At 67.8% G+C, this 21,654-nt stretch carries 21 protein-coding genes and 2 pseudogenes; 13 read left to right on the top strand and 10 right to left on the bottom strand.

Annotation, left to right across the window (positions count from 1 at the left end; genetic code table 11):
* The first annotated feature begins 56 nt into the window (after positions 1–56).
* On the top strand, positions 57–980 hold the full coding sequence (locus C5O27_RS03875; RefSeq protein ID WP_127961958.1) for a DUF5926 family protein: 924 nt from the start codon (positions 57–59) through the stop codon (positions 978–980).
* 79 nt (positions 981–1,059) lie between these two features.
* Here the strand turns inward: C5O27_RS03875 and C5O27_RS03870 are convergent, their stop codons facing one another.
* Entirely contained in the window at positions 1,060–1,596 is a 537-nt protein-coding gene (locus tag C5O27_RS03870; protein ID WP_006358844.1) for a ferritin, read from the bottom strand.
* Positions 1,597–1,691: 95 nt separating this feature from the next.
* The gene (locus C5O27_RS03865) at positions 1,692–2,873 is read right to left on the bottom strand and encodes an LCP family protein (RefSeq protein WP_230461878.1); all 1,182 of its coding nucleotides are present in this window, start codon (positions 2,871–2,873) and stop codon (positions 1,692–1,694) included.
* A 253-nt stretch (positions 2,874–3,126) separates the two neighbouring features.
* Here C5O27_RS03865 and C5O27_RS03860 point away from each other — a divergent pair, with 253 nt between their 5' ends.
* The gene (locus C5O27_RS03860; protein ID WP_127961957.1) at positions 3,127–4,479 is read left to right on the top strand and encodes an APC family permease; all 1,353 of its coding nucleotides are present in this window, start codon (positions 3,127–3,129) and stop codon (positions 4,477–4,479) included.
* Between the two features lie 12 nt (positions 4,480–4,491).
* Here C5O27_RS03860 and C5O27_RS03855 read toward each other — a convergent pair whose 3' ends face one another.
* Entirely contained in the window at positions 4,492–5,289 is a 798-nt protein-coding gene (locus C5O27_RS03855) for a CPBP family intramembrane glutamic endopeptidase (RefSeq protein ID WP_006358841.1), read from the bottom strand.
* Positions 5,290–5,328: 39 nt separating this feature from the next.
* On the bottom strand, positions 5,329–6,081 hold the full coding sequence (locus C5O27_RS03850; RefSeq protein WP_127961956.1) for a DUF2470 domain-containing protein: 753 nt from the start codon (positions 6,079–6,081) through the stop codon (positions 5,329–5,331).
* Positions 6,082–6,242: 161 nt separating this feature from the next.
* Here C5O27_RS03850 and pheA point away from each other — a divergent pair, with 161 nt between their 5' ends.
* Both pheA and C5O27_RS03840 read left to right on the top strand, forming a co-directional pair.
* Positions 6,243–7,214 (top strand): prephenate dehydratase, encoded by a 972-nt coding sequence (pheA, locus tag C5O27_RS03845; protein WP_040004122.1) that lies wholly within the window; start codon positions 6,243–6,245, stop codon positions 7,212–7,214.
* Complete coding sequence (locus C5O27_RS03840) at positions 7,214–7,873, top strand: histidine phosphatase family protein (RefSeq protein WP_006358838.1); 660 nt, start codon at positions 7,214–7,216, stop codon at positions 7,871–7,873. Before pheA ends, C5O27_RS03840 begins: the two co-directional genes overlap by 1 nt.
* A 1-nt stretch (position 7,874) precedes the next feature.
* Here the strand turns inward: C5O27_RS03840 and C5O27_RS03835 are convergent, their stop codons facing one another.
* The 3 genes from C5O27_RS03835 to C5O27_RS03825 all read right to left on the bottom strand — a co-directional run bounded on the left by C5O27_RS03835 (position 7,875) and on the right by C5O27_RS03825 (position 10,020).
* A complete protein-coding gene (locus tag C5O27_RS03835) occupies positions 7,875–8,375 on the bottom strand; it encodes a hemerythrin domain-containing protein (RefSeq protein WP_127961955.1) in 501 nt (166 codons plus the stop codon).
* 99 nt (positions 8,376–8,474) lie between these two features.
* Positions 8,475–8,825, bottom strand: a complete 351-nt coding sequence (locus C5O27_RS03830; protein ID WP_005199266.1) for a metallopeptidase family protein — start codon at positions 8,823–8,825, stop codon at positions 8,475–8,477.
* Positions 8,826–8,829: 4 nt separating this feature from the next.
* Positions 8,830–10,020, bottom strand: coding sequence for a septum formation family protein (locus C5O27_RS03825; RefSeq protein ID WP_127961954.1), 1,191 nt, complete (start codon positions 10,018–10,020; stop codon positions 8,830–8,832).
* A 96-nt stretch (positions 10,021–10,116) separates the two neighbouring features.
* On the opposite strand from C5O27_RS03825, the gene C5O27_RS03820 reads away from it, so the two are divergent.
* The 8 genes and pseudogenes from C5O27_RS03820 (at position 10,117) to C5O27_RS03785 (ending at position 18,375) form a co-directional block, all read left to right on the top strand.
* Positions 10,117–10,533, top strand: a complete 417-nt coding sequence (locus C5O27_RS03820; RefSeq protein WP_035754226.1) for an ankyrin repeat domain-containing protein — start codon at positions 10,117–10,119, stop codon at positions 10,531–10,533.
* A gap of 75 nt (positions 10,534–10,608) precedes the next feature.
* The gene (gene serS / locus C5O27_RS03815) at positions 10,609–11,868 is read left to right on the top strand and encodes a serine--tRNA ligase (RefSeq protein WP_035754227.1); all 1,260 of its coding nucleotides are present in this window, start codon (positions 10,609–10,611) and stop codon (positions 11,866–11,868) included.
* A gap of 14 nt (positions 11,869–11,882) precedes the next feature.
* Positions 11,883–12,821, top strand: coding sequence for an EamA/RhaT family transporter (locus C5O27_RS03810; protein ID WP_127961953.1), 939 nt, complete (start codon positions 11,883–11,885; stop codon positions 12,819–12,821).
* Between the two features lie 392 nt (positions 12,822–13,213).
* Positions 13,214–14,776 carry an HNH endonuclease signature motif containing protein gene (locus C5O27_RS03805; protein ID WP_127961952.1) on the top strand — a complete coding sequence of 521 codons (1,563 nt, stop codon included), beginning with the start codon at positions 13,214–13,216 and terminating at the stop codon, positions 14,774–14,776.
* A 183-nt stretch (positions 14,777–14,959) separates the two neighbouring features.
* Positions 14,960–15,604, top strand: a pseudogene (locus C5O27_RS03800) (aldo/keto reductase).
* Positions 15,601–16,152: pseudogene (locus C5O27_RS03795) on the top strand (hypothetical protein). Before C5O27_RS03800 ends, C5O27_RS03795 begins: the two co-directional pseudogenes overlap by 4 nt.
* 34 nt (positions 16,153–16,186) lie before the next feature.
* Positions 16,187–17,065, top strand: coding sequence for a DMT family transporter (locus C5O27_RS03790; protein ID WP_127961951.1), 879 nt, complete (start codon positions 16,187–16,189; stop codon positions 17,063–17,065).
* A gap of 62 nt (positions 17,066–17,127) precedes the next feature.
* Complete coding sequence (locus tag C5O27_RS03785; protein WP_127961950.1) at positions 17,128–18,375, top strand: lipase family protein; 1,248 nt, start codon at positions 17,128–17,130, stop codon at positions 18,373–18,375.
* A gap of 25 nt (positions 18,376–18,400) precedes the next feature.
* Here C5O27_RS03785 and C5O27_RS03780 read toward each other — a convergent pair whose 3' ends face one another.
* From C5O27_RS03780 to C5O27_RS03770, 3 genes are all read right to left on the bottom strand, one after another.
* A complete protein-coding gene (locus C5O27_RS03780; protein ID WP_006358826.1) occupies positions 18,401–18,613 on the bottom strand; it encodes a hypothetical protein in 213 nt (70 codons plus the stop codon).
* 168 nt (positions 18,614–18,781) lie between these two features.
* Positions 18,782–19,186: a four-helix bundle copper-binding protein gene (locus C5O27_RS03775; protein ID WP_127961949.1), complete on the bottom strand. Its 405-nt coding sequence runs from the start codon at positions 19,184–19,186 to the stop codon at positions 18,782–18,784.
* A gap of 98 nt (positions 19,187–19,284) precedes the next feature.
* Positions 19,285–20,886 (bottom strand): Rieske 2Fe-2S domain-containing protein, encoded by a 1,602-nt coding sequence (locus C5O27_RS03770; protein ID WP_127961948.1) that lies wholly within the window; start codon positions 20,884–20,886, stop codon positions 19,285–19,287.
* A 127-nt stretch (positions 20,887–21,013) separates the two neighbouring features.
* Here C5O27_RS03770 and C5O27_RS03765 point away from each other — a divergent pair, with 127 nt between their 5' ends.
* Positions 21,014–21,628, top strand: coding sequence for a TetR/AcrR family transcriptional regulator (locus C5O27_RS03765; protein ID WP_127961947.1), 615 nt, complete (start codon positions 21,014–21,016; stop codon positions 21,626–21,628).
* The last annotated feature ends 26 nt before the right edge of the window (positions 21,629–21,654 follow it).

The following is a 21,654-nucleotide window of genomic DNA, read 5'->3' as shown; positions in this document are numbered from 1 at the left end:
GCCTTCTCCTGCCCGGGCTTCTCGGCGCGGTGAGCGGCTCGTGAGAGAGTGGACCGATGGGCAAGAAGAGCAAGCGGGGCAGTGGACCCCGCCCGGGAAGCAATCGCGCCGAGCGGGTCGCCGCTCGTAAGGCTCGGCAGGCGGCGTCGATGGCACCGCCGCCGCGTCCCTTCGCGGGGCTGGCCTCCGAGTGCGACTTCGTCGCACTGCGGACCTTCGTCGCATCGGCGACCGCACGTCTCGAGCTGACGGAGCCTGCCGACACGCGCAACGACGTCTCCATCGTGACGATCCTGCCGGGTGCCGGTCCTGCACTCGCACGTGAATCCGGTGGCGCGACAGAGGGTTTGGTCGGGTTGCAGACAGAGCCCGACCGAATGGCGCTCCCCGTCGAACTGGCGGCCGCGATCGCCTGGGCAGCCCACGCAGACGCCGGTAGCGAGTTCGATCTGGAAGCCGCCGACGAATCCCCCTCGCTCGACGAGGTGCTGAAGGCCGACGCGGTCCTGGACATCACCGTGCACCAGGACTTCTCGTGGTGGTTCCCGGAGGGCACCGAGGTTCCTGCCGAGATCGCCCCGATGTTCGAGCGCGCCAACGATTCCGTGCTGCCGACCGCGCGCCTCGTCGTCGACAGCGGTTCCGGCGCCCCGTGGTGGGTCGATGCCGGCGAGCGGGCACATCTGCGGTGGATTCGTCCCGAGCCCGAGGACGACCTCATGGCCGCGATGGCCCGCCTGCATGCGGTCGGCCGTCTGACGATGGGTGAGGGCTCGCGCTTCGCGGGGTCGTTCCGCACCCACGGGCTGCTGGTCCCGGTGTTCGACCTCGACAGCGAGATGCACCACGAGGAGTGGCAGGCGGGTCTCAATCAGCTCGACCAGTGGCTGGGTGAGGCGCTTGCCGATTCCTCGGAGCTGACCATCGCCGAGCGTAGTTCGCGCGACGGCATCCGTGGCCGCCAGGTCACTCTGCGATAGACGAGGAAACCTTCGAAAACCGTTTCGGCGGCGCGACTTCGGTGAAGTCGCGCCGCCGAGATCGTCTGCTGGTCGGAGGCTAGATGTTGCCGCCGGCGACGGGAGGTGCGGTCGGGTCGTCGGTCTCGGGGCCGTTGAACTCGCGTTCGACGAAGTTCTCGAGGTCGAACAGGTTGCCCTTGCAGCGGTCGGCGATGGTCTGCAGCGTCGTCATGGTGGCGACCTCCTCGACCTGCTCCTTGAGGAACCACTGCACGAACTGCTCACCGAGGTAGTCGCCGGTGTCACGGGCCGACTTGGCCAGGTCGACGATCTGCTGGGTGACCGTCTTCTCCTGCTCGAGCGCCAACTCGATGGGCGCCTTGTAGTCCTCGAACTTGTTGTTCGGGGCGGAGACCCCGGGGATCTCGACCTCCATGTCGCGGTCGAGGAAGTACTGCACGATGATCATCGCGTGATTGCGCTCTTCGACGGCCTGCCGGTAGAAGAGCTTGGCCAACTGCGGCATGTCGTGGTTGTCGAAGTAGGTGGCGACCGCGATGTACTGCTGCGAGGCGTAGAACTCGTTGCCGATCTGGTCGTGCAGCAGCTGGTGGAACTTCGTGAATTCGGTCATTCGCTCATCGTAGGTGCCGAAAAGCGCCTTCTACCAGCAAGTTCAGGCTAAGTAAGGCAAGTCTGACCTGTCTTTGGGCAACCTGGCCACCCCGGTCACCCGGCGTCGACGAGCAGCTCGTCGGGGATGGGCTGACCTGCACGTAAGAGACCGAAGAACTGCTCGGTCGTCTCTGTGACCGGCAGTGCCAGGCCGTCATCGGTGTAGACGCTCTCACCCGTGGGTGTGGTGGTTGTCACTGGGTCCCGGAGGGCGAACATCAGCGAGGCCAGGTTCCAGATGTGGTCGCGTTCGTCGACGGTGAGGGAGTCGATCGCGCCGCCTATGAAGCCGAACAACCGGAACGGGTTGAGCAGGACGGCCGGGCTCGTCGCGCGGGAGACCAAGGCGGCGAGGAACTTCCGCTGGTTGATGACGCGTTCGAGGTCGGCGCGCGGGAAGGCTCGGGTACGGACGAGACCGAGTGCCTGGCGGCCGTTCAGGTGGTGGCAGCCCTTGGCCAGTTTGAGTCCGGCCTTGGGGTCGTTGAGCGGTTGATCGATGCACATGTCGACACCGCCGACGGCGTCGACGAGGGTGTCGAAACCGCCGAAGCCGATCTCGGCGTAGTGGTCGATGTGGATGCCGGTCAGGTTCTCGACGGTCTGCACCAGCAGTGCCGGACCGCCGATGTTGTACGACGCGTTGACTTTCAGGCTTCCGTGGCCGGGTATCTCGACGAAGAGATCGCGGGGGATGCTGACGACCGTCGCCTTCCCGCTCCCCGGCGGATTGTGGACCAGCATGATCGTGTCGGTGCGGGAGCCGTCGGCGTCACCGGTCGACAGGTTGGTGCGCTGTGCGTCGGACAGATCGGAGCGGGAGTCGGTGCCGACGATGAGCCAGTTGGTGCCGGGGGTGTCCGACGGCCGTCCGGCGTAGGCGGGTAGCGCGTCGATGCGGTCGAGTCGCGAGTCGTAGTAGAAGAGCAGCCCGGCACTGCCGAGCACGAACACGAGCAGCAGGATCAGCAGGATCCTGCCGACCCGCAGGGTGCGCCGCCGACGACGCCGGGGGCGTGTCGGCTTCGCAGCGGGCGGGGTGCCGACCGGCGGAGCGGGCGGACGTGCCAACGATCGGGCGCGGTCACCTCGACGCTCACCGGCCGGGATCGGTTCGGGTTTCTGGGTGGGGGCGTACTGGCCCGGGGCGGCACCCCTCCCCGGAATCGGGCCGGCTGCCGGGGCAGGGCCGGGCGCCCGACGCGGCGGCGGACCCTGCGCGGGGATTCGAGGCATCGCCTGGGGGTGTGCGGCGGGAGCGGGACCCTGCGGATGGGGTCGGTGGGGTCCACCGGGAGGAGGCCCCTGGCGTGGCGGTATGCCTCCTGCCGGCCGCCCGGACGGTACCTGTGGCCCCGGACGACCGCGCCGAATGATCGGCGGGTCCTGCTCGTTCATCCCAACCAATGTACGCATCCACGGGTGCCCGGCACGGATTCGACGCAGATCACAGGACTCGATCGGCCCGCGACGGGGTATCCGGCTCGCCATGACCGACGACGTGGCCGCCCGGCCAGACACCGAGACCGGTGACGATCGCACTCCGCTCCGGCGCGCGATCTCCGGCAAGATGCTGTTCCTGTTCATCCTCGGCGACGTGCTGGGCGCCGGGATCTATGCGCTCGTGGGCGAGATCGCCGGCGAGGTGGGCGGTGCGATCTGGGTACCGCTCGTGGTGGCTCTCGTCATGGCGCTGTTGACCGCGGGGTCGTATGCCGAGCTGGTCACCAAGTATCCGCAGGCCGGTGGTGCCGCGGTCTTCGCGCGGCAGGCCTACCGGTCGTCGCTGGTCTCGTTCCTGGTCGGGTTCTGCATGCTGGCCGCTGGTGTCACCAGCGCCGCCGGCCTGGCGTTGGCGTTCGCGGGTGACTACTTCAAGACGTTCGTGAACGCGCCCACCACCGTCACCGCCCTCGTCTTCCTGGTCGCGATCGCGGCACTGAACGCACGTGGCATCAGCGAGTCGGTGCGGGCGAACGTCGTGATGACGGTCATCGAGGTGTCGGGTCTGGTGCTGGTCGTCGTCCTGGCGGGCATCGTCCTAGGTCGGGGAGACGGCGAACCGTATCGTGTGTTCGAGTTCGACAGTTCGACGACGCCCGCACTCGCGGTTCTGAGCGGCGCGCTGCTCGCCTACTACTCGTTTGTGGGATTCGAGACGTCGGCCAACGTGGCCGAGGAGGTCCGCGACGTGCGTCGGGTCTACCCGAAGGCGCTGTTCGGCTCGCTGATCACCGCCGGTGTCGTCTACGTACTCGTGGGCCTCGCGGTCTCGACCGTGGTGTCCCCGGATGAGCTCGCCGGCTCGTCGGGTCCGCTGCTCGAGGTGGTCACGATCGCCGACGTCGGTGTGCCGGACCAACTGTTCTCGCTGATCGCCCTCATCGCCGTCGCCAACGGCGCGCTGCTCACGATGATCATGGCCTCGCGGTTGACCTTCGGAATGGCCCGCGATGGTCTGCTGCCCGCCCCGCTGGCGAAGGTCCTACCCGGTCGACGTACGCCGTGGGCGTCGATCATCGCCACGACCGCCATCGCGATGGTGCTCTCGGCGACCGGCTCGGTGGCGGCGCTGGCCGAGACCGTGGTGCTGCTGTTGCTGTTCGTCTTCCTCAGCACCAACGTCGCGGTCCTGGTGCTGCGGCGCGAACGCGCCGACACCGACCACTTCCGGGCGTGGACGATCGTGCCGGTGCTGGCGATCGTGACGTGCATCGTCCTGCTGACCCAGCAGAACGCGGAGACCTGGCTGCGCGCCGGCCTCCTGATGCTCGTCGGGCTGGCACTCTTCGGGCTGGCCCGTGCCACCGGATCGGGCAAGCACGCCGAGGACCGCGCGTGACCGGTCCGGGTGTCAGCCGACCCAGGAGAGGTGATCGCGTAGCAGCGCGTAGCCGATGAAGGCGACGACGTCGATGACGCCGTGGGCGATGACGAGCGGCCAGGCCCGGCCGGTGACCTGGTAGAACCGGCCGTAGACGACGCCCATCACCACGTTGCCGAGACCGGCGCCGAAGCCTTGGTACAGGTGGTAGCCACCGCGGAGCACGGCACTCGCGGCGAGCGACTTGACGTCTGAGACCCCGAGCTGGCGGAGCCGGGTGATGAAGTAGGCGACCACCACGATCTCCTCGGCGGCCGCATTGCCGATCGCGATGAGGATCAGCACCGGCCATTCCCACCAGGTGTCCGCCTGGCTGGGGACGAGGCTCGCGTTGAGTCCGAAGACGCGGGCGACCGCGACCAGTGCGAGTCCGGGGAGGCCGATGACGGCCGCGAGGACGAGTCCCGCGGGCACGTCGCGTCGCGGGGTCCACCGGCCGAGGCCGACGCGCGACAGTCCGAGCCCGCTCCGCCACAGCAGGTACACGCCGAGCGCGGCGATGGCGAACAGCCTGAGGATGCTCATCATCTGGCGCGCGGCGTCGATGAGGGCGAGGTCGGAGCGGCTGGGGTTGAGGGCGACAGTGGTCCCGCCGATGCCGCCGGCGAGTTGGGCTTCGAGGAGTGCGAGCGCGGCCGAGGCCGCGGAGAACGCAAAGGTCAGTATTCCGACGATGACGAGCTCGGCGATCAGACCGCGACGCTCGACACGGTCGGTGACGACCGGGATGCCGTGGGGCGACGGCCGCAGGTACTCGCGCAGAGGCATGCCGGTCAGCCTAGAACCCCTCGCAGCCGGCGATGCGGGTCAGTCGCGCATCGAGTTCATGAACGGGCAACCGGCGAGGTTGCGCAGTGCCCGGGACAGCTCGAAGACGTCCGAGACCGGGCGGGGGAAGGGCAGCCGGACGTCGGAGTCGCCGTCGGCGCCCTCGATGCGGAAGCGCATGCCGAACCGGTCGAGGCCGAGGGGGCGTACACGGCCCTGGCGCAGGTCCGTGGGCAGCTTGCGGGCCAACTGGCCGACGAGGTCGGCGTGGTCGGCGTCGAGGTGCTCGAGCCAGCCGGCCTCGCACTCCCAGAACGGGTCGGGGGTGGCGTCGGCCAGTTCGGCGGCCGACACCGACGTCGCACCGGAACTGGATGCCAGCACCGCGGAGTCGACCTGGAGGCGGAGCATCGACGCGCCGTGGCCGATGTCGAGCAGGCCGTCGTCGGGGTGCTCGCCGGCGATCTCGATGGCCAGGTCGCGCTCGAGGTCACGGGGCACCTCGTGGAGCGTCCCGTTGAGCCAGATCACCGACCGGACCCGTTCGCGCAGGTCGATGGGCGCCCAGTCGGTGACCTCGAGCATCGCGGGTGTGCCCTCGGCGCCGTCGACGGCAGCCACGGCGTCGCCGTCGGTGGGTACGAGGACGAAGGCCTGGGATTCGAAGAGGTGGACGACGCCGATCGGCGTGGTGTCGGCGCCCTCGATGGCGAGGATGGCGGAGCCGACTCGACGGCAGGCCGTCTGGATCATCTCGGCATCCGTGGGTCGGTCGGTCGTCGTACGCGTCATGTTGTCTCTCCGGTCGGCGCGGGCGGCTGCGGTGCTCGGCGGCTGTTGAAAGGTAACCCTAACCTAAATACGGTTGGCGTGGTCGTCAACGGGTCCTCGGACCGTCGGCTCCCGGGGATTGCGGCCTGTCCGGGGTGATCACCGGCGTCCACTAGGCTCGTGTGGTGCCTGTGATCGCCTACTTCGGCCCGCCCGGAACCTTCACCGAGATGGCACTCGACGCGGCCCTCGCCGCCCATGACCCCGCACTCGGGGGTCTCGACCTCTCGAGTGACGTCACCAAGGTCGACGCCTCGAGCCCGGCTGCCACCATCGCGATGGTCCGCAGCGGGGAGGCCGACTACGGCTGTGTGCCCATCGAGAGTTCGCTCGAGGGGTCGGTGCCGGCGACGATGGACGCCCTCGTACCACCGGCGCGGTCCGGTACCGACGGGCGCGTGCAGGTGTTCGCCGAGACCGTCCTCGACATCGCGTTCGCGATCGCCGCGACCGGCCCGCTCGCCCCGGAGGACGTCCGCACCATCGCGGCCTACCCGGTGGCGGCTGCGCAGGTCCGTCAATCCGTGGCCAAGCTCTTCCCGAACGCGGAGTTCGTCACGTCCGGATCGAATGCTGCTGCGGCGCTCGACGTCGCGTCCGGCAAGGCCGACGCCGCGGTGACGACCGGTCTCGCGGCGGGGTTGTCGGATCTGACCGTGATCGCCGACGGTGTCTGCGACGCGAAGGAGGCCACCACGCGGTTCCTCGTCCTCGGACGCCCCGCGGTCCCGACGCGACGGACCGGCACCGACCGCACGTCGGTCATCCTCGACCTGTCCAACGAGCCCGGTAGCTTGATGCACGCGATGAACGAATTCGCCTCGCGGGGAATCGATCTCACTCGCATCGAATCCCGGCCGCAGCGCGACGAGGCGGAGGGGCGGGCCATCGCCGGTCGCTACCGGTTCTTCCTCGACGCCGTCGGCCACATCGACGACGCAGCGGTCGCGGAAGCCCTTGCGGCACTGCATCGCCGGTGTGAACGAGTCGTCTACGTAGGTTCATGGCCCGCGGTACGGACCACGGGATCGGCACCTCCCGACCACGCCGAGTCGCTGGCCTGGATCGACTCGCTGCGACAGGGAGAGGTGTGATGGCGCGCCTGCATCTCGTCCGGCACGGCGAGACCACCGCGAACGTCATGCGCCGGCTCGACACCGCCCTCCCCGGCGCGGCACTCACCGATTTCGGTGCGCGACAAGGCGCCCGGTTCGGGCTGGAGAACCGACCCGAGCGCGAGGCGGTCTTGTTCAGCTCGGAGGCCCGGCGCGCCCGGCAGACCGCCGAACTGATCGGCTCGGTGTGGGACGTCCACACCGAGGCCGTCGACGGCGTGCACGAGGTCCAGGCCGGCGAGCTCGAGGACCGCAGCGACCGCGAGGCCCACCACGTCTTCCACGACGTCATGGAGAAGTGGCACGCCGGTGACCTCGATGTGCGCATCCCCGGCGGCGAGTCGCTCGCGATGGTCTACGACCGCTACATCCCGACCGTCGACGACCTCGCACGCTCGTATCTGACCGGAACCGAACCACGTGATGTGTTCCTGGTCAGCCACGGTGCGGCGATCCGACTCATCGCGGCGCGCCTGGCCGGCATCGACTCCCGCTTCGCCGCGGCGACGCACCTCGGCAACACCGGCTCGATCGAACTCGAGTACGCCGACGGCATCTGGGTCTGCCACCGCTGGGGCGCCGAGACCGCACCGTTCGATCGGGTCGACGAGCCGCTGGTCGACGACCCCATGGGCTAGTTCACTTGATGATCGCGTCGACCGTCTTCTTCAACGCCGACGGCTGCGACGGGCGTCGCGGTGCCTTCTCCTTGAGCCGGAGCATCTCTTCGCCGATCTCCTGGAGATCCTTGCGGCCGAGGGCCTCCCGCACCTTCGGGAACCACTCGTCCTCTTCTTCCTCGATGTGGTGCTCGACGTTCTCGATCAGCACGGTCGTCTTGGCGTCGAACCGCTCGGAGTCCGGCTTCAACGCGGCGAGCTCGACGACGAGGACGTCGGCAACGTGGTGTTCCTCGTAGGACTCGAGGATGTCGTCCTCGAGATCGGGTACGCGCTTACGGATCTCGGGGTACATGCACTCGTTCTCGATGTAGGTGTGCACGGTGAGGGCCTCGATGATCTTGTCGACGATCTTGCCCTTGGTCTTGGTGGCGTTCGGGCCCTGGGACTTGAAGTCGCGGAAGAGTTTGCGGATCTCTTTGTGGTCGTCCTTCAGGATGACGATGGCGTCGGTGGACATGGCGGAACTCCTGGATGTGGGCTGGACATCGGAATCTCGGTATTCCGCAATACGCCCGCGCTGAAACATCTCACCTGAGCCGGGGTCCCGGCGGGGTTCCTAGCCCCAGCCGTTGGCGTGCAGCCAGGCGTCGTCGATCCCGAAGTGGTGGGCGATCTCGTGCATGACGGTGACCGCGACCTCGTGCACCACCTCGTCGCGCGAATTGCACATCGCCAGGATCGGGTCCCGGTAGATCGTGATCGTGTCCGGTAGGAATCCGCCGTAGTCGTGGTCGCGCAGGGTCAGCGCCACGCCCTGGTACAGCCCGAGGATGTCGGGCTCCTCGGGGTTGTACGGCTCGACGAGGATGACCACGTTGTTCATCGCGCCGGTGAGTTCCGACGGGATGGTGTCCAGTGCGTCGGAGACCAGCCCGTCGAACTCGTCGTCGGACATCGGGACGGCCATGGGGTCAGCCCGCCGGGGCGGGGGCCTGGTCGGGGTTCGGTGCGATTCCCGGCGGGAGCGGCACCGGCGTCGGGAGAGCGCGACCGGGCGGAGCAGCGGGCGGCGGGACGGGCGCCTTGCCGTTGATCAGCAGTGCCCCGTCCTTGGCGTCGCCGACGAGGGTGGCGAATCCGCCGCGCTTGTCGGGCAGCCCGAGGTAGCAGACCACCTTTCGGCTGCCGGCGAGCCAGCTCGGCTCGCTGAGAACCGACCACTGCACGTTCAGTGTCGTCTTGTCGAGAGCGGCCGCGCCGCCGGCGAATCGTTCGGCCTGCTTCGGGCAGATCGAGCCGAGGTAGTTGTTCTGGGCGCCGGTCGCGGGCCACGGCTTGTTCGACATCCGGTCGCCGAAGCGGACCGCGAGGTCGACGATGCCGGTGGTCTGGAAGGCGTGCGGCTCGGCGCAGTTCACCGGAAATCCGGTGGGGTTGCGGTTCTCGGGGTCGATGCCGATGCACGTTCCCTCGGGCCACACATAGGACTGGTTCTGGTCGGCGACGCGGCCGGAGAACTGCACGGGCTGACCGTTGGCCCCGTCTTCCTGGACCCCGCAGCGCAGCTGCCGGGCGCCCTTGTCCCACTGGGCCTGCGACGGGTACATCATGCCGACCGAGAAGCGGCCCTGCGGATCGAGGCGACCGTCGAGGTACTGGTCGACGATCACCGGACACTGCTCGTCGCGGATGGCGGCGAAACGCTCGGGCCCGGGCCACAGCGCGTCCTCACCGAACTCGACGCCGGGGATGAGCGAGGTGTCGATGCCGCCGGCCACCTCGAAGCGGTGCTTCTGCGCGCATTCGACTGCGGTCGGCTGCCCGGGGTTCCCCTCGGGCCAGTCCAGGCAGTCGCCGGCGACGGACTGGGTGAAGGCGTTCTGGACGAGTCGTTCGCCCTCGCCGACCTTGCTGCCGCCGACGCTGCCGGCGTCGTCGAAGACGCCCATCGCCAAGGCGATACCGCCGGCGACGAGTGCGCCGACGACGATCGCGGCCAGGACGACGAAGACGGGATTGCGCGTGGCGGTTCGCGGGGGCCGGCCGGCGGCATTGACCGGCTCGTCGTACGGTGCGACCGGGTCGACGGCGGTGAAATCGTCGTCGATGGCGTCGTGCGCGTCGTGGTCGGGCTTGTCGCGATCAGGGTCGGGCTCGTTCATCGGGATCCATCATGCCTGGTCGATCCGGCTGGGCACACCCGCATCAGTCGATGCGGGCACCAGCCACTGCGGCGAGAGCTGCCTACACTCGCGGGAATGCCCGCCGATTCCTCTCCCGTGCCCGGTCCGGACGCGACCCCGGACGCCGAGGTGGTCGAACTGGCCACGCGCCTGTTCGAGATGGCCCGCTCCGGCGACGCCGCCACGCTGAGCGGCTACGTCGATGCCGGGGTGCCGGTGAACCTGCGCAACCAGTCCGGCGACTCGCTGCTGATGCTCGCCGCCTATCACGGCCGCGCGTCGGCGGTCTCGGTGCTGCTGTCCCGCGGCGCCGATCCCGACCTCGCCAACGACCGCGGACAGACCCCGCTGGCCGGCGCGGTGTTCAAGGGATTCGACGACGTGGTCCGGCTGCTCGTCGACGCCGGGGCCGATCCGCACGGAGGCACCCCGTCGGCCGCCGACGCCGCCGCGATGTTCGGCCGCGACGATCTCCGGGCGCTCTGGAGCTGACCTGCGGGCGGGCCCGGGTTTCACTTCGGTGGCGTGATCGGGTTCGCATCGCGCGCTCAAGTAGGGTTTGAAGGCGTGATCGACCTGAAGATTGTTCGTGACGACCCGGATCTGGTCCGTACTTCGCAGCGCACTCGCGGCGAGGACCCCGGCCTGGTGGATGCCCTGCTCGATGCCGATGCGGCCCGTCGTGCGGCCATCGTCGACGCCGACACGTTGCGCTCCGAGCAGAAGGCTCTCGGAAAACAGGTCGGCAAGGCGCAGGGCGACGAGAAGCAGGCGCTGCTCGCCAAGGGCAAGGAGCTCGCCGAGCAGGTCAAGGCCGCCGTCGCGCGTCAGTCCGAGGCCGATGAGGCCGCCGCGAAGGCCCACCGCGCGATCTCCAACATCGTCGCGCCGGAGGCCCCCGCGGGTGGCGAGGACGACTACATCGTCCTCGAGCACGTCGGAGAGCCCCGCGACATCGAGAACCCGAAGGATCACCTCGAACTGGGCGAGTCGCTCGGTCTGCTCGACATGGAGCGCGGCGCCAAGGTGTCGGGTTCGCGGTTCTACTTCCTCACCGGGCAGGGCGCCTTCCTGCAGCTCGGCCTGCTCAACATGGCCGCGCAGAAGGCTGCCGCCAACGGCTTCACGCTGATGGTCCCGCCCGTCCTGGTGCGTCCGGAGGTCATGGAGGGCACCGGCTTCCTCGGCGCCCACGCCGACGAGGTCTACCACCTCGACAAGGACGACGACCTGTACCTGGTCGGCACCTCGGAGGTGCCGCTCGCCGGCTACCACATGGACGAGATCCTGGACCTGTCCGACGGCCCGAAGCGGTACGCCGGCTGGTCGACCTGCTTCCGCCGGGAGGCCGGCAGCTACGGCAAGGACACCCGCGGCATCATCCGCGTGCACCAGTTCGACAAGGTCGAGGGCTTCATCTACTGCAGACCCGAGGACGCCGAGGCCGAGCACCAGCGTCTGCTGGGCTGGGAGAAGGACATGCTGGCCGCGATCGACGTGCCCTACCGTGTCATCGACGTCGCGGGTGGCGACCTCGGTTCGTCGGCGTCGCGCAAGTTCGACTGCGAGGCTTGGGTTCCCACCCAGAACGCCTACCGCGAGCTCACGTCGACGTCGAACTGCACGACGTTCCAGGCCCGCCGTCTCTCGATCCGCTACCGCGACGAGAACGGGAAGCCGCAGACCGCGGCGACGCTCAACGGCACACTCGCGACCACCCGCTGGCTGGTGGCCATCCTCGAGAACCACCAGCAGCCCGACGGTTCGGTGAAACTGCCGCCCGAGCTTGCGAAGTTCGTCGGCACCGACGTCCTCACGCCTCGTTGATCTGAGCCTGGGTCATGACCAGCGGGATCGTCATCGCGGTGATCGGTGCGCTGGCGTTTGCCGCCGCGGCCGTTCTCCAGGCGCTGGGCGCCGAGCAGGTCTCGCAGCGCGCCGCCATCCGTGAGGAGCGTCGACGATCCGCGGCGGCCCACCCGTCGTTGAAGTCCACCGCGCTGACGATGCTGACGGTGCCGTTCCTGGTCGGGTTCGTGTTCGACATCATCGGGTTCATCGCGACGATCGCGTCGGCCCGTCTGATCCCGCTGTTCCTGTCGCAGACCATCATCTCGGCCCGGTTGGTCGCCACGGCGCTCCTCGCCATGGTCGTGCTGAAAGTCGGCCTCACGATGCGTGATTGGATCGCCGGTGCGGTGGTCGTGGCGTCGCTGATCCTGCTGGCGGTGTCGGCCGGTCGCGAGGGCGTGGACCACACTGCGTGGATGCGGTGGGCCGTCCTGGTCGCCGGTCCCGCGCTGATCTTGCTCGGCCTGATCGTGATGCGGCGCTTGAAGACTCACATCGCCACTGTCACCGGTCTCATCGCCGGCGCCGTGTTCGGTGTGATGGCGGTGGCGTCCCGCATCCTCGACGGCCTGGACCCCCTCGACCTCACCGTGCTGTTCACCGACCCGGCTCTGTATGCGTTGCTGCTCAGCGGGATCGGCGGCTTCTACCTGTTCACCGTGGCACTCCAGACCGGATCGGTGAACGGTGCCGCGGCAGCACTCGTCGTCGGGCAGACGGTTCTCCCGGGCGCGGTGGGCATCGCCTTCCTCGGTGACGTCACGCGCGCGGGCTGGGGACCGGCCGCGATCGTCGCCTTCGTCGCCGCCGTCGGCGGGGGAGTGGTGCTCGCGTCGTCGGGTGCCGTCACCGCCGTCGAGACGGCCGACGCCACAAATGCGCCTCGCGGGTACGGGCATCCGCCGCGGGAGCTGGGCCGACCCCACTAGCTCGCGGCACCCGGCAGGTTTCGCTAGCCGATTCCGACGATGAACAGCAGTCGGTGTCCCACCCGGTCACTGAGCCAGGCCGGCGGAGAGCAGCAGGGCCGCGAAGACCACCGAGTGAGGCCGCAGTGCGCACCGGGCGGATCGACGCCACGCACCGTCTCGTCGCATCTGTATCGGGTGTTCCCAAACTCGGAGTCACCTCGCGGGCAGCGCTTCGTGATGCGCTCGACGGCTGGCAGGTACCGACTGAGGTCGATGGAACCGACTGGCGCACAACGTGTTGGTTACCGGGACCTTGTGGAGGAGGATCCGCGTTTGTCGGTGGGTTGATCTAGATTGGTTGGTAACAGATTCAGCCATCCAGGTTGGGCTGTAGACGTTGTGGGGGCAGCGTGTCGCGTGCATGGACCGATCTTCCGAGCGGGTTCCTCGCCGGGGTCGATCCTGCCCACCCCGAATTGTCCGACACCGCAACCCATATGGAACGGTTCGGTTCGATCCGCCATGGTGAGGCTTATCTGGCGTGGTGCCGGTATGAGTCGATCGTCACCGTCTACGACCAGCTCGTGGTCAACACTCAGGGCGGGTTCTTCATCGACCGCTACACCGAGATGGTGACCCGGGTCTGCCGTGAAGCCGCCATCACCCGCTACCAGGCCGATCAGTGGGTGGGTGAAGCGCTCGCCCTGCGTGACCGGCTACCGAAAGTGCTGACCACCCTGCGCGACGGCATCCTGTCGCGGCAGTTGATCCAGACGGTCATCTCCCGCACCGACCTCATCTCCGACGCCGCGGCCATCGCGGACCTCGATACCGAGATCGAAACCATCCTGCGCACCAGGAAGGGCGCCTGGACCACACCGAAGCTGCGTGACATGGTCGACCGCCTCGTCTTCCGTCACGATCCTGATGCAGTGCGGGAGCGGCGTCGTGAAGCGTTGGACAAGCGCGGTATGTGGACCGAGAACTTCACCGACGGCACCGGTGAGATCACCGGCGTGATGGCGGCCGAGAACATTCGCATCGCCGCGAAAGCGGTGAAAGCGTTGGCCGACACCGTGTGTGCGCACGACGGCCGCAACCGTAACCAGCGCAACTCCGATGCCATGTTCGCATTGCTGACCGGCACCATCTTCGACTGCCAATGCCAGCGAGAGGACTGTGACGCCGAGATCCCCGACCCCGCCGAGGTCGTTCGGTCGGTGAGCACCGAGGTCGTCATCCACGTCGTCACCGACGCCGCCACTCTCGCCGGGGCACCAGGGATCGGTTGGGTCGACGGCCACGGGATCGTCTCCGACGAGCATGTGCGTGATCTCGCCGAACGGGTCGACGCGACCATCACACCCGTCACCCCGGTGCGCACACCCCCGGCCCGCGTTGTTGTCGAGGACGTCCCGTCGAAAGACGTCGTGATCGTCTACCCCGGTGCGCAAGCCGCCGACCCGTACCGGCCCACCGCTGCGTGTGCCGATTTCGTGCGGGTGCGTGATGGGTACTGCACCGAACCGGGCTGCGGGTGTTCGGCTTTCGACTCCGATCTGGACCACGTGACCGAGTACGACCACACCAACCCCGCCCAGGGTGGGGCGACGGCGAGTGAGAACTTGAACGCCAAGTGCCGGTTCGGGCATCTACACAAGACGTTCGGCGACTGGATAGACGTCCAGTACCGCGACGACGACGGCCACCTGGTCACCGAATACCGCACGTCCGAAGGGTTCGTCATTCCCGGTGACGCCGAGAACCTCGAGGACTCCTTCCCCAACCTGCGTCGTATCCGCTACGAACAGCCACCCCAGGCCCCACCGACACCACGGGTCATCACCGGGGACGACACCCCGCCCACCAGCAACCGGCTCGCGCACAAACACGCACGCCGGCGGGCCGAACGTGCCCGCAACCAGCGGGAACGTGAGAGGCGTCAGCAGATGGACGGACCTCCGCCCTTCTGAAGTCCCACCGGCCTGAGTCGGTGGAGGAATCGTAATGCAGTCACTTGACGGAGGCTACGAGCCCTCGCCGCGAGCGACGCTTGAGCGGTCGTCGACCAACGCCCTCACCGGCACGACCGTTGTTCCACCACCGCTGGCCCCTCAGCTTCTTCAAGAACTGAGCCACCACTCCGAACGAAAGATATGATCGTGAACTCATCCCTCCCTCTTCCCGGCGGCACCTGGACCCTGGGTGACACAACAGTCACCAGATTCGGTTACGGCGCAATGTAACTCGACGGTCCTTGGGTGATGGGTCCGCCCGCCGACCCCGTCGCGGCCCGGGCCGTGCTCCGCGACGTCATCTAACTGGGCATCACCCACATCGACACCAGCGACGCCTATGGACCTCGCGTCACCAACGAACTGATCCGCGAGACGCTCCACCCATATCCCGAGTCGCTGTTCATCGCGACGAAGGTCGGCGCCACCCGGGACGCCGAGGCACGTTCCGTCGCCCCGATCGTCTGCGTCCAGAACATGTACAACCTCGCCCATCGCGCCGACGACGCCCTTATCGACGAACTCGCCGCCGACGGCATCGCGTACGTGCCGTTCTTTCCGCTCGGCGGCTTCTCGCCGCTGCAGTCCGAAGCGCTGTCCCGGGTCGCCGGCCGCCTGGGCGCCACACCCATGTCCGTCGCACTGGCCTGGCTGCTTCAGCGTTCACCGAACATCCTGCTCATCCCCGGGACGTCGTCGGCGGCACACCTCCGCGAGAACATCGCGGGCGCCGGCCTCGCGCTGACCGCCGATGACCTGGCCGAACTCGACACCATCGGTCGCTGACAGCGGTAGCGCGTGGTCGTCGTGGTGGTTGGCAGCAAGCCGAACTGCCCGACGCCGGGGATGCCGCCGCGTGGTTCGCCGGCCGACTGCCCGACGCCTGGTTCACCGGACCCGTAGAGGTCACCGTCGACCGCGACGAGATCACGGTGATCGGAACCCTGGAGCCGCCCGAGACCAGCGACGACGCCGACGCACGGGCCGCAGCGCAGGGGCGGGCGTCGAGGTTCCGCGAGGACACCCGCGCGGAACGGATGTCGATCGCCGACGAGGCGCAGGCCCGCTACGCCCGAAAGGTGTCATGGGGTGTCGCCGTCGGCGACGAGCGAATCCTCTTCACCCACCTTGCGGTACCGGTCATGACGCGGCTCCGGTAGCCGGAACGGCGCGTTCTCGACACCCTCGTCGATGCCGGGGTCGCCCGGTCGAGGGCCGACGCGTTGGCCTGGTCGGTCAAGCTGGTCGGCGCGCACACCGAGGAGTGGCTGGGCAAATTGCGTGCCGCAATGGACGAGGTGGACAACTTGCGTGCCGAAGGTCCCGGTCTCTGACCGATTTTCGGGCCGAAGCGGGGATACTGATCCGATGCTGATCGGAATCCTCGCGGCCGTCTTCGCGGCGCTCGCCTACGGTACGGCCTCGGTGCTGCAGGCACGAGGCGCGCAGAGCGTAGCCGACACGGGTGCCGGGCCCGGTGAGGCGCCGTCGCTGCGGTCGACAATCGCGGCCATGCTGACGGTGGCGTTCATCGCGGGAATGGCGTTGGACGGCATCGGGTTTCTCGGCAACCTCGTGGCGGCGCGGATGATCCCGCTGTTCCTCGCGCAGCCCATCGTCAGCGCCAATCTGGTCGTGACGGTGGTGCTGGCGACCATCGTGCTGAAAGCAAAGCTGTCCCAGCGTGATTGGATCGCGATCGGCGTCGTCGTGGTGGCGTTGGTGCTGCTCGGGTTCGCCGCGGGCGACGAGGGACGCAAACACGAGTGGTGGCTGCACTGGGCCGTTCTCATCGCGGCGGTGATCATCCTCGGTTTCGGAGCAGCGATCCTGCCGCGGATGCAGAGCCGGGCCGCGGTGCTGGCAGGTTTGTCCGGCGGTGTGCTGTTCGGCGTTCTCGCCGTGGCGGTCCGAATCCTCGACGGCCTGGACCCCTTCGATCTCGGTGAACTCTTCACCGACCCCGCCCTGTACGCGATCATCCTGGCCGGACCGGGTGGGTTCTACATGTTCACGGTGGCCCTGCAGAAGGGCGCGGTGAGTGCGGCGTCGGCGTCGCTGGTGGTCGGCGAGACCGTGGTGCCCGGCGTTATCGGGATTGTGGTCCTCGGCGACACCGTCCGGGAAGGCTGGGGACCGGTCGCGGTGATCGCGTTCATCGCCGCCGTCATCGGCGCGGTGGTCGTCGCGATGTCGCCGGTCATCGAAGAGGTCGAACGCGCGGGGGAGAGCACGCCGGTCGGCTGAACTGTGCCGTCTATACCGTGTAAGCCGTCCAAAATCCGACAACACCGGCATCATTACTGCTCATGCGCCTGACATTGCGGTTCCTGGTGACGCTGACCTCCGTGATCGGCATGGGGGTCTCCCTGTGCCTGGTGGCTCAACCGGTCACCGCCGCGCCGCTGCCGAATCCGGTCGCGGCGCCGAGCCAGCTGCCGTCGCAGGACCCCTTCTATGTCCCGCCCCGCGGCTACGAGAACCGGGTGCCGGGTGCGGTACTGCGGACACGACAGGTTCAACTCGGTTGGCGCGCAACGAATGTGCCGATATCTGCGACACAGATCCTCTACCGCAGCACCAACAACTTCGGCAACCCGACGTCGACGGTCACCACCGTGATCTCACCGCCGGGTGTGGGACCGGGGGCACCGCGTCGTCTGGTGTCCTACCACTCGTTCTACGACGCGCTGGGCTCTCAGTGCGACCCGTCGTACACGCTGCGCGGCGGCAACGAGTCCGAGCGGCCGATCGACATCAGCATGGTCACCGGCCTGATGGCCGCCGGGTACACGGTGTCGGTGCCCGACTACGAAGGGCGTGGCCTGCGCTGGACGATTGCGCGGGAATCCGGCTACGCCGCACTCGACGGTCTCCGGGCGAGCCTGCGTCAGCTTCGTGCTCCGGCACGCACTCCGATCGGACTGTTCGGCTACTCCGGCGGATCGGTGCCGACGGGCTTCGGTGCGGAACTGGCGCCGAAGTACGCGCCGGAGCTGAACATCGTCGGGGCAGCCGCCGGCGGAGTGGTCGTCGATCCCATCCACAACCTGGGCTACGTCAACGGCAAGAAGGACTGGACCGGAGTCATCCCGGCGCTGATGGCGGTCTACGACGAGACCTACGGCCTGAACCTGGCCGACTACCTGTCCCCGAAGGGCACGCGCATCCTGCGTCAGGTGGCCGGGCAGTGCATAGAACAGTTCGCCGACGCATACCCGGGGCTCACCGACCGTCAGCTCCTGAAGCCCGGGGTCGGTGGCATCCTCGACGTTCCCGGTGCACGCCGGGCACTTTCGGCCAACATCATGGGGACGCTCGGTACCCCGCGGGCGCCGATGATGTTGGGAGTCGGGAACTCCGACGGCGTCGGCGACGGCGTGATGATCACCGGTGACGTCGCGCGCCTGGCCGGGCGTTTTTGTCGTCGCGGAGTGCCCACGACGTTCACCGAGTACCGCGGTCAGTCACATACGGCGGCGTTCATCCCCTGGAGCGTCGAGGCTCTTGCATTTCTGGACAATCGGTTCGCCGGACGACCGACGGGAGGCTGCTGAAGCAACCGCCCGCCGGCCTCGGACGTCAGTCTGCGTCGGCTGAGGGGTGCTTGTTGGTGCCGCCGTCGGACACCTCGAAGTTCTTCCATTCGCCGTTGTCGTGGACCTGCATGACGGTCCCGAGGCTGTCGTCGGGCGCGGCGACGGTCTTGAACCAGTCGTAAGCACTGGTGGCGTCGTCGAAATCCTTCTCCTCGATGACCTTTTCGTCGGAATCCACGACGCGGTACTGAGCCATGATCTTCTCTCCTCACTGTCGGGTTCGACCAGGGCGCCTCTGATGTGGCGCCTCTCTCGACCGTAGTCATCTGCCTACCCAGGCCCGTCCGGCCGCAACCATCGACGTCGGATCGTGCCCGCCCGACAACGCCTCGATAACGATGGGCGTCTCGGGTTTGAGTCGTGCTCAGCCGAGCACCTCGAGAAGCCGGCGGCAGGCCTCCTCGCAGCGTCGGCAGACGTCCGCGCAGATCCGGCAGTGCTGATGCATGTCGGCGTGTTTTGCGCACTCGTCAGCGCAGGCTCCACACGCGATGGCGCACGCTTCCAAGGTCTCCCGCACCAACGCGATGCTGGCCTCGGTGCGTCGGAGCAACACTCGTTCGGTGACGGAACACAGGTCGGCGCAGTCGAGGTCGGCGCGGATGCACTCGACGAGGTGCTCGACGCCGCTCTCGCCGAGGCATGCGTCCGCGCACGAGGTGCAGGCCTGCGTACATTCAGCGCACGCCTGGATACAGGCCGCGAGCACGGCGTCGTCGATGTCGTCGCGGACAGGATGTGCCTCGAGGATCTCGGTCACAGTTGTCATGTGGGGTGGAATACCCCCAATTTCAGGGCTGAAACCGCCCGAGTTCCTGGTCGCTGACCGGCCTGCCGGCGTAGGTCCGTTCGGACGCCGTCATCGCGTCAGTCGAGCTTGCTCGCGCGCAGCTCGTGGCCCTTCGACGTCAGGCAGCGGCCCGAGGTCAGGTCCCACTGCCAGCCGTGGAGATTGCAGGTCAGCTTCTCGCCCTCGATGACACCGAACTTGCCGAGATCAGCCTTCAGGTGCGGGCAGCGGCGCTGGATCTCCCAGCCGTCCTTGGTGATCGACGCAGAATCGTCGTGTGCCTCGGCGAACCAGCCGTCGGCGTAGGCGATGCGCTCGTCGGTCAGGCACTTGAAGAAGGTGTAGAGGAACTCGTTGTATCCGCCGATGCGCCACGTGGTGAAACGTGTGGACAGGAAGATGGTGTTCACCCAGTCCGGCTCGTTGTCCCGGAGAACCGTGCGCACGAGTTCGGTGGCGATTCGGAAACCGTAGCGGTACTTGCCTTCTCCCTCCTTCGGCTCACGCACGATGCGGTTGGGGAAGTCGAGTACGACGGTCTCGGTGGCGTCGTTCGCCGGACCGCCGCCCGGGGTCATCACCAGGCCGACGGGGTAACCGATGCCGTCGCAGATCAGATCCGACTGGGCCATGATCGGTTCGAAGAGTTCGCGGAGGGCGCCGATCAGCGGTTCCCCCTCGGCGGGCGCCCAGGTGGCCTTGTCCGCGGCGATCACCGGCGCGAACTTCTCCTTCATCCGCTCGAGGTAGGCGCGCTTGTTCTCGCCGAACACGTCGCCCGGCGCGTACGGGTGGCTGACCTCGTTCAGCGTCGGACCGGTGAAGTCGGCGACCGATCCGGAGACCATCATCAGGCCGCGATGCTTCTTGCCGTCGTCGGTGCCGTGGATGCGCATCTGCTCCAGGAAGGTCTCCTGATCGGGGAAGATCGAGGTGTCGTCCGCGGTGTCGGCGGAACCGAAGTCGTTGAGGTGGAAAAGATCTTCGTCGAGGAACATCGGCGGACCGGCCGACGGCACGACCCAGGTCGCACCGACCTGCTCGATGTACGAGCGCGCGCGGTCCATTCCGCGCTGACGCTTCTGAGATGCGAAGTTGGCCTTCGACTTCCGCGGGATGTCGTAGACCATCGGGTACCAGATGGCGCCTGAGTACTGCAGCAGGTGCACGTCGACGTGGCCGAACGCGTCGTCGATGACGTCGAGGTCGATCGGGCGGGCGTCGTTCATGTTGAAGCAGACGGTCTCGCCGTCGGAGACGACCAGGCCGCTGTCGCCGATCGGCCCGTCGGCCGGGGCGCGCAGCGCGATGATCATGACGTCGAGCGAACCCTTGTCGTTGGTCACCGTCGTCTTCACCGAGTCGGTGGTCTCGACGAACTTGGTGAAGCCGAGCTTCTCGAGTTCACCACGCAGGTCCGGCACCGGGTAGTCGGGGAGCAGGACCGTCGCGTCCTTGTTGACGTTCTCGCGAAGGTTCTTCTCGTCGAAGTGGTCACGGTGGAGGTGCGAGACGTAGAGGTAGTCGCAGTCGCCGAGCGTCTTCCAGTCGAGCTCGGAATTGTCCGGGAACGGCACCCACGAGGCGAAGTAGGTGGGGTTGACCCAGGGGTCGCAGAGGATCGATCCGGCGTTGGTCTGGATGTGGAAACCGGCGTGACCGATGCTGGTGATCTGCACGAAGGGGGCCTTTCCTGGTGTGCGCGGGGCTGCGCGTCAAAGCACTACAGTCCACCAATGTATCGAGCCGCGCGGACCGCCCGCGTGGGCCATGAGTCCCGCCGCCCGCAGATGCGACGATGAACACATGAGTTCTCCCAAGCTGTGGCGCGGGCAGACGCTCGAGGACCGGTCCACCGACCGGCGCGAGCAGATGCTCGCCGTCGCCGAGACCCTGCTGGGCACCGGCGGTACCGCTGCGGTGACGATGCGGGCCGTCGTGCGCGAGGCCGGCCTCAGCCCCCGCTACTTCTACGAGAGCTTCTCCTCGACCGAGGAGCTGGTCACCGCGGTGTACGACCGCGTCACCGAACAACTCCTCGCTCGGATCGCCGTCATCGAGCTCCCCGCCGACCGGCGGGGAAACGTCCGTGCGCTGCTCGAGGGCTTTCGCGAGTTCTTCCAGGACGAGCCGGGGCGGGCTCGCATCCTGTTGCGCGAACCGCTCGGCGACGACGTCCTCCGCGCCCATCGTGCCGCCACCGTGCCCGGATTCGTCCAGGCCGTCCTGGCCATGGTCACCGACGAGAACTCACTCGCCCCCGAACGCGTCGCGGTGATCTCCTCGGCGCTCACCGGGGCACTCGTGGCGCTCTACCTCGACCACATCGACGGCCGACTCGCACTCACGCCCGAACAGCTCTCCGACGCCGCCGTCGACCTCGTGTTCGCCGTCACCCGCATCGGTGCCGACCAGGCCTGACCTGCCGCGTCCGATCACTGGTTAAG

Source organism: Gordonia alkanivorans (assembly GCF_004011905.1).
Classification (GTDB): Bacteria; Actinomycetota; Actinomycetes; order Mycobacteriales; family Mycobacteriaceae; genus Gordonia; species Gordonia alkanivorans.
Note: the sequence above shows the minus strand (reverse complement) of the source record. Positions and strands in the feature narration are given on the sequence as shown.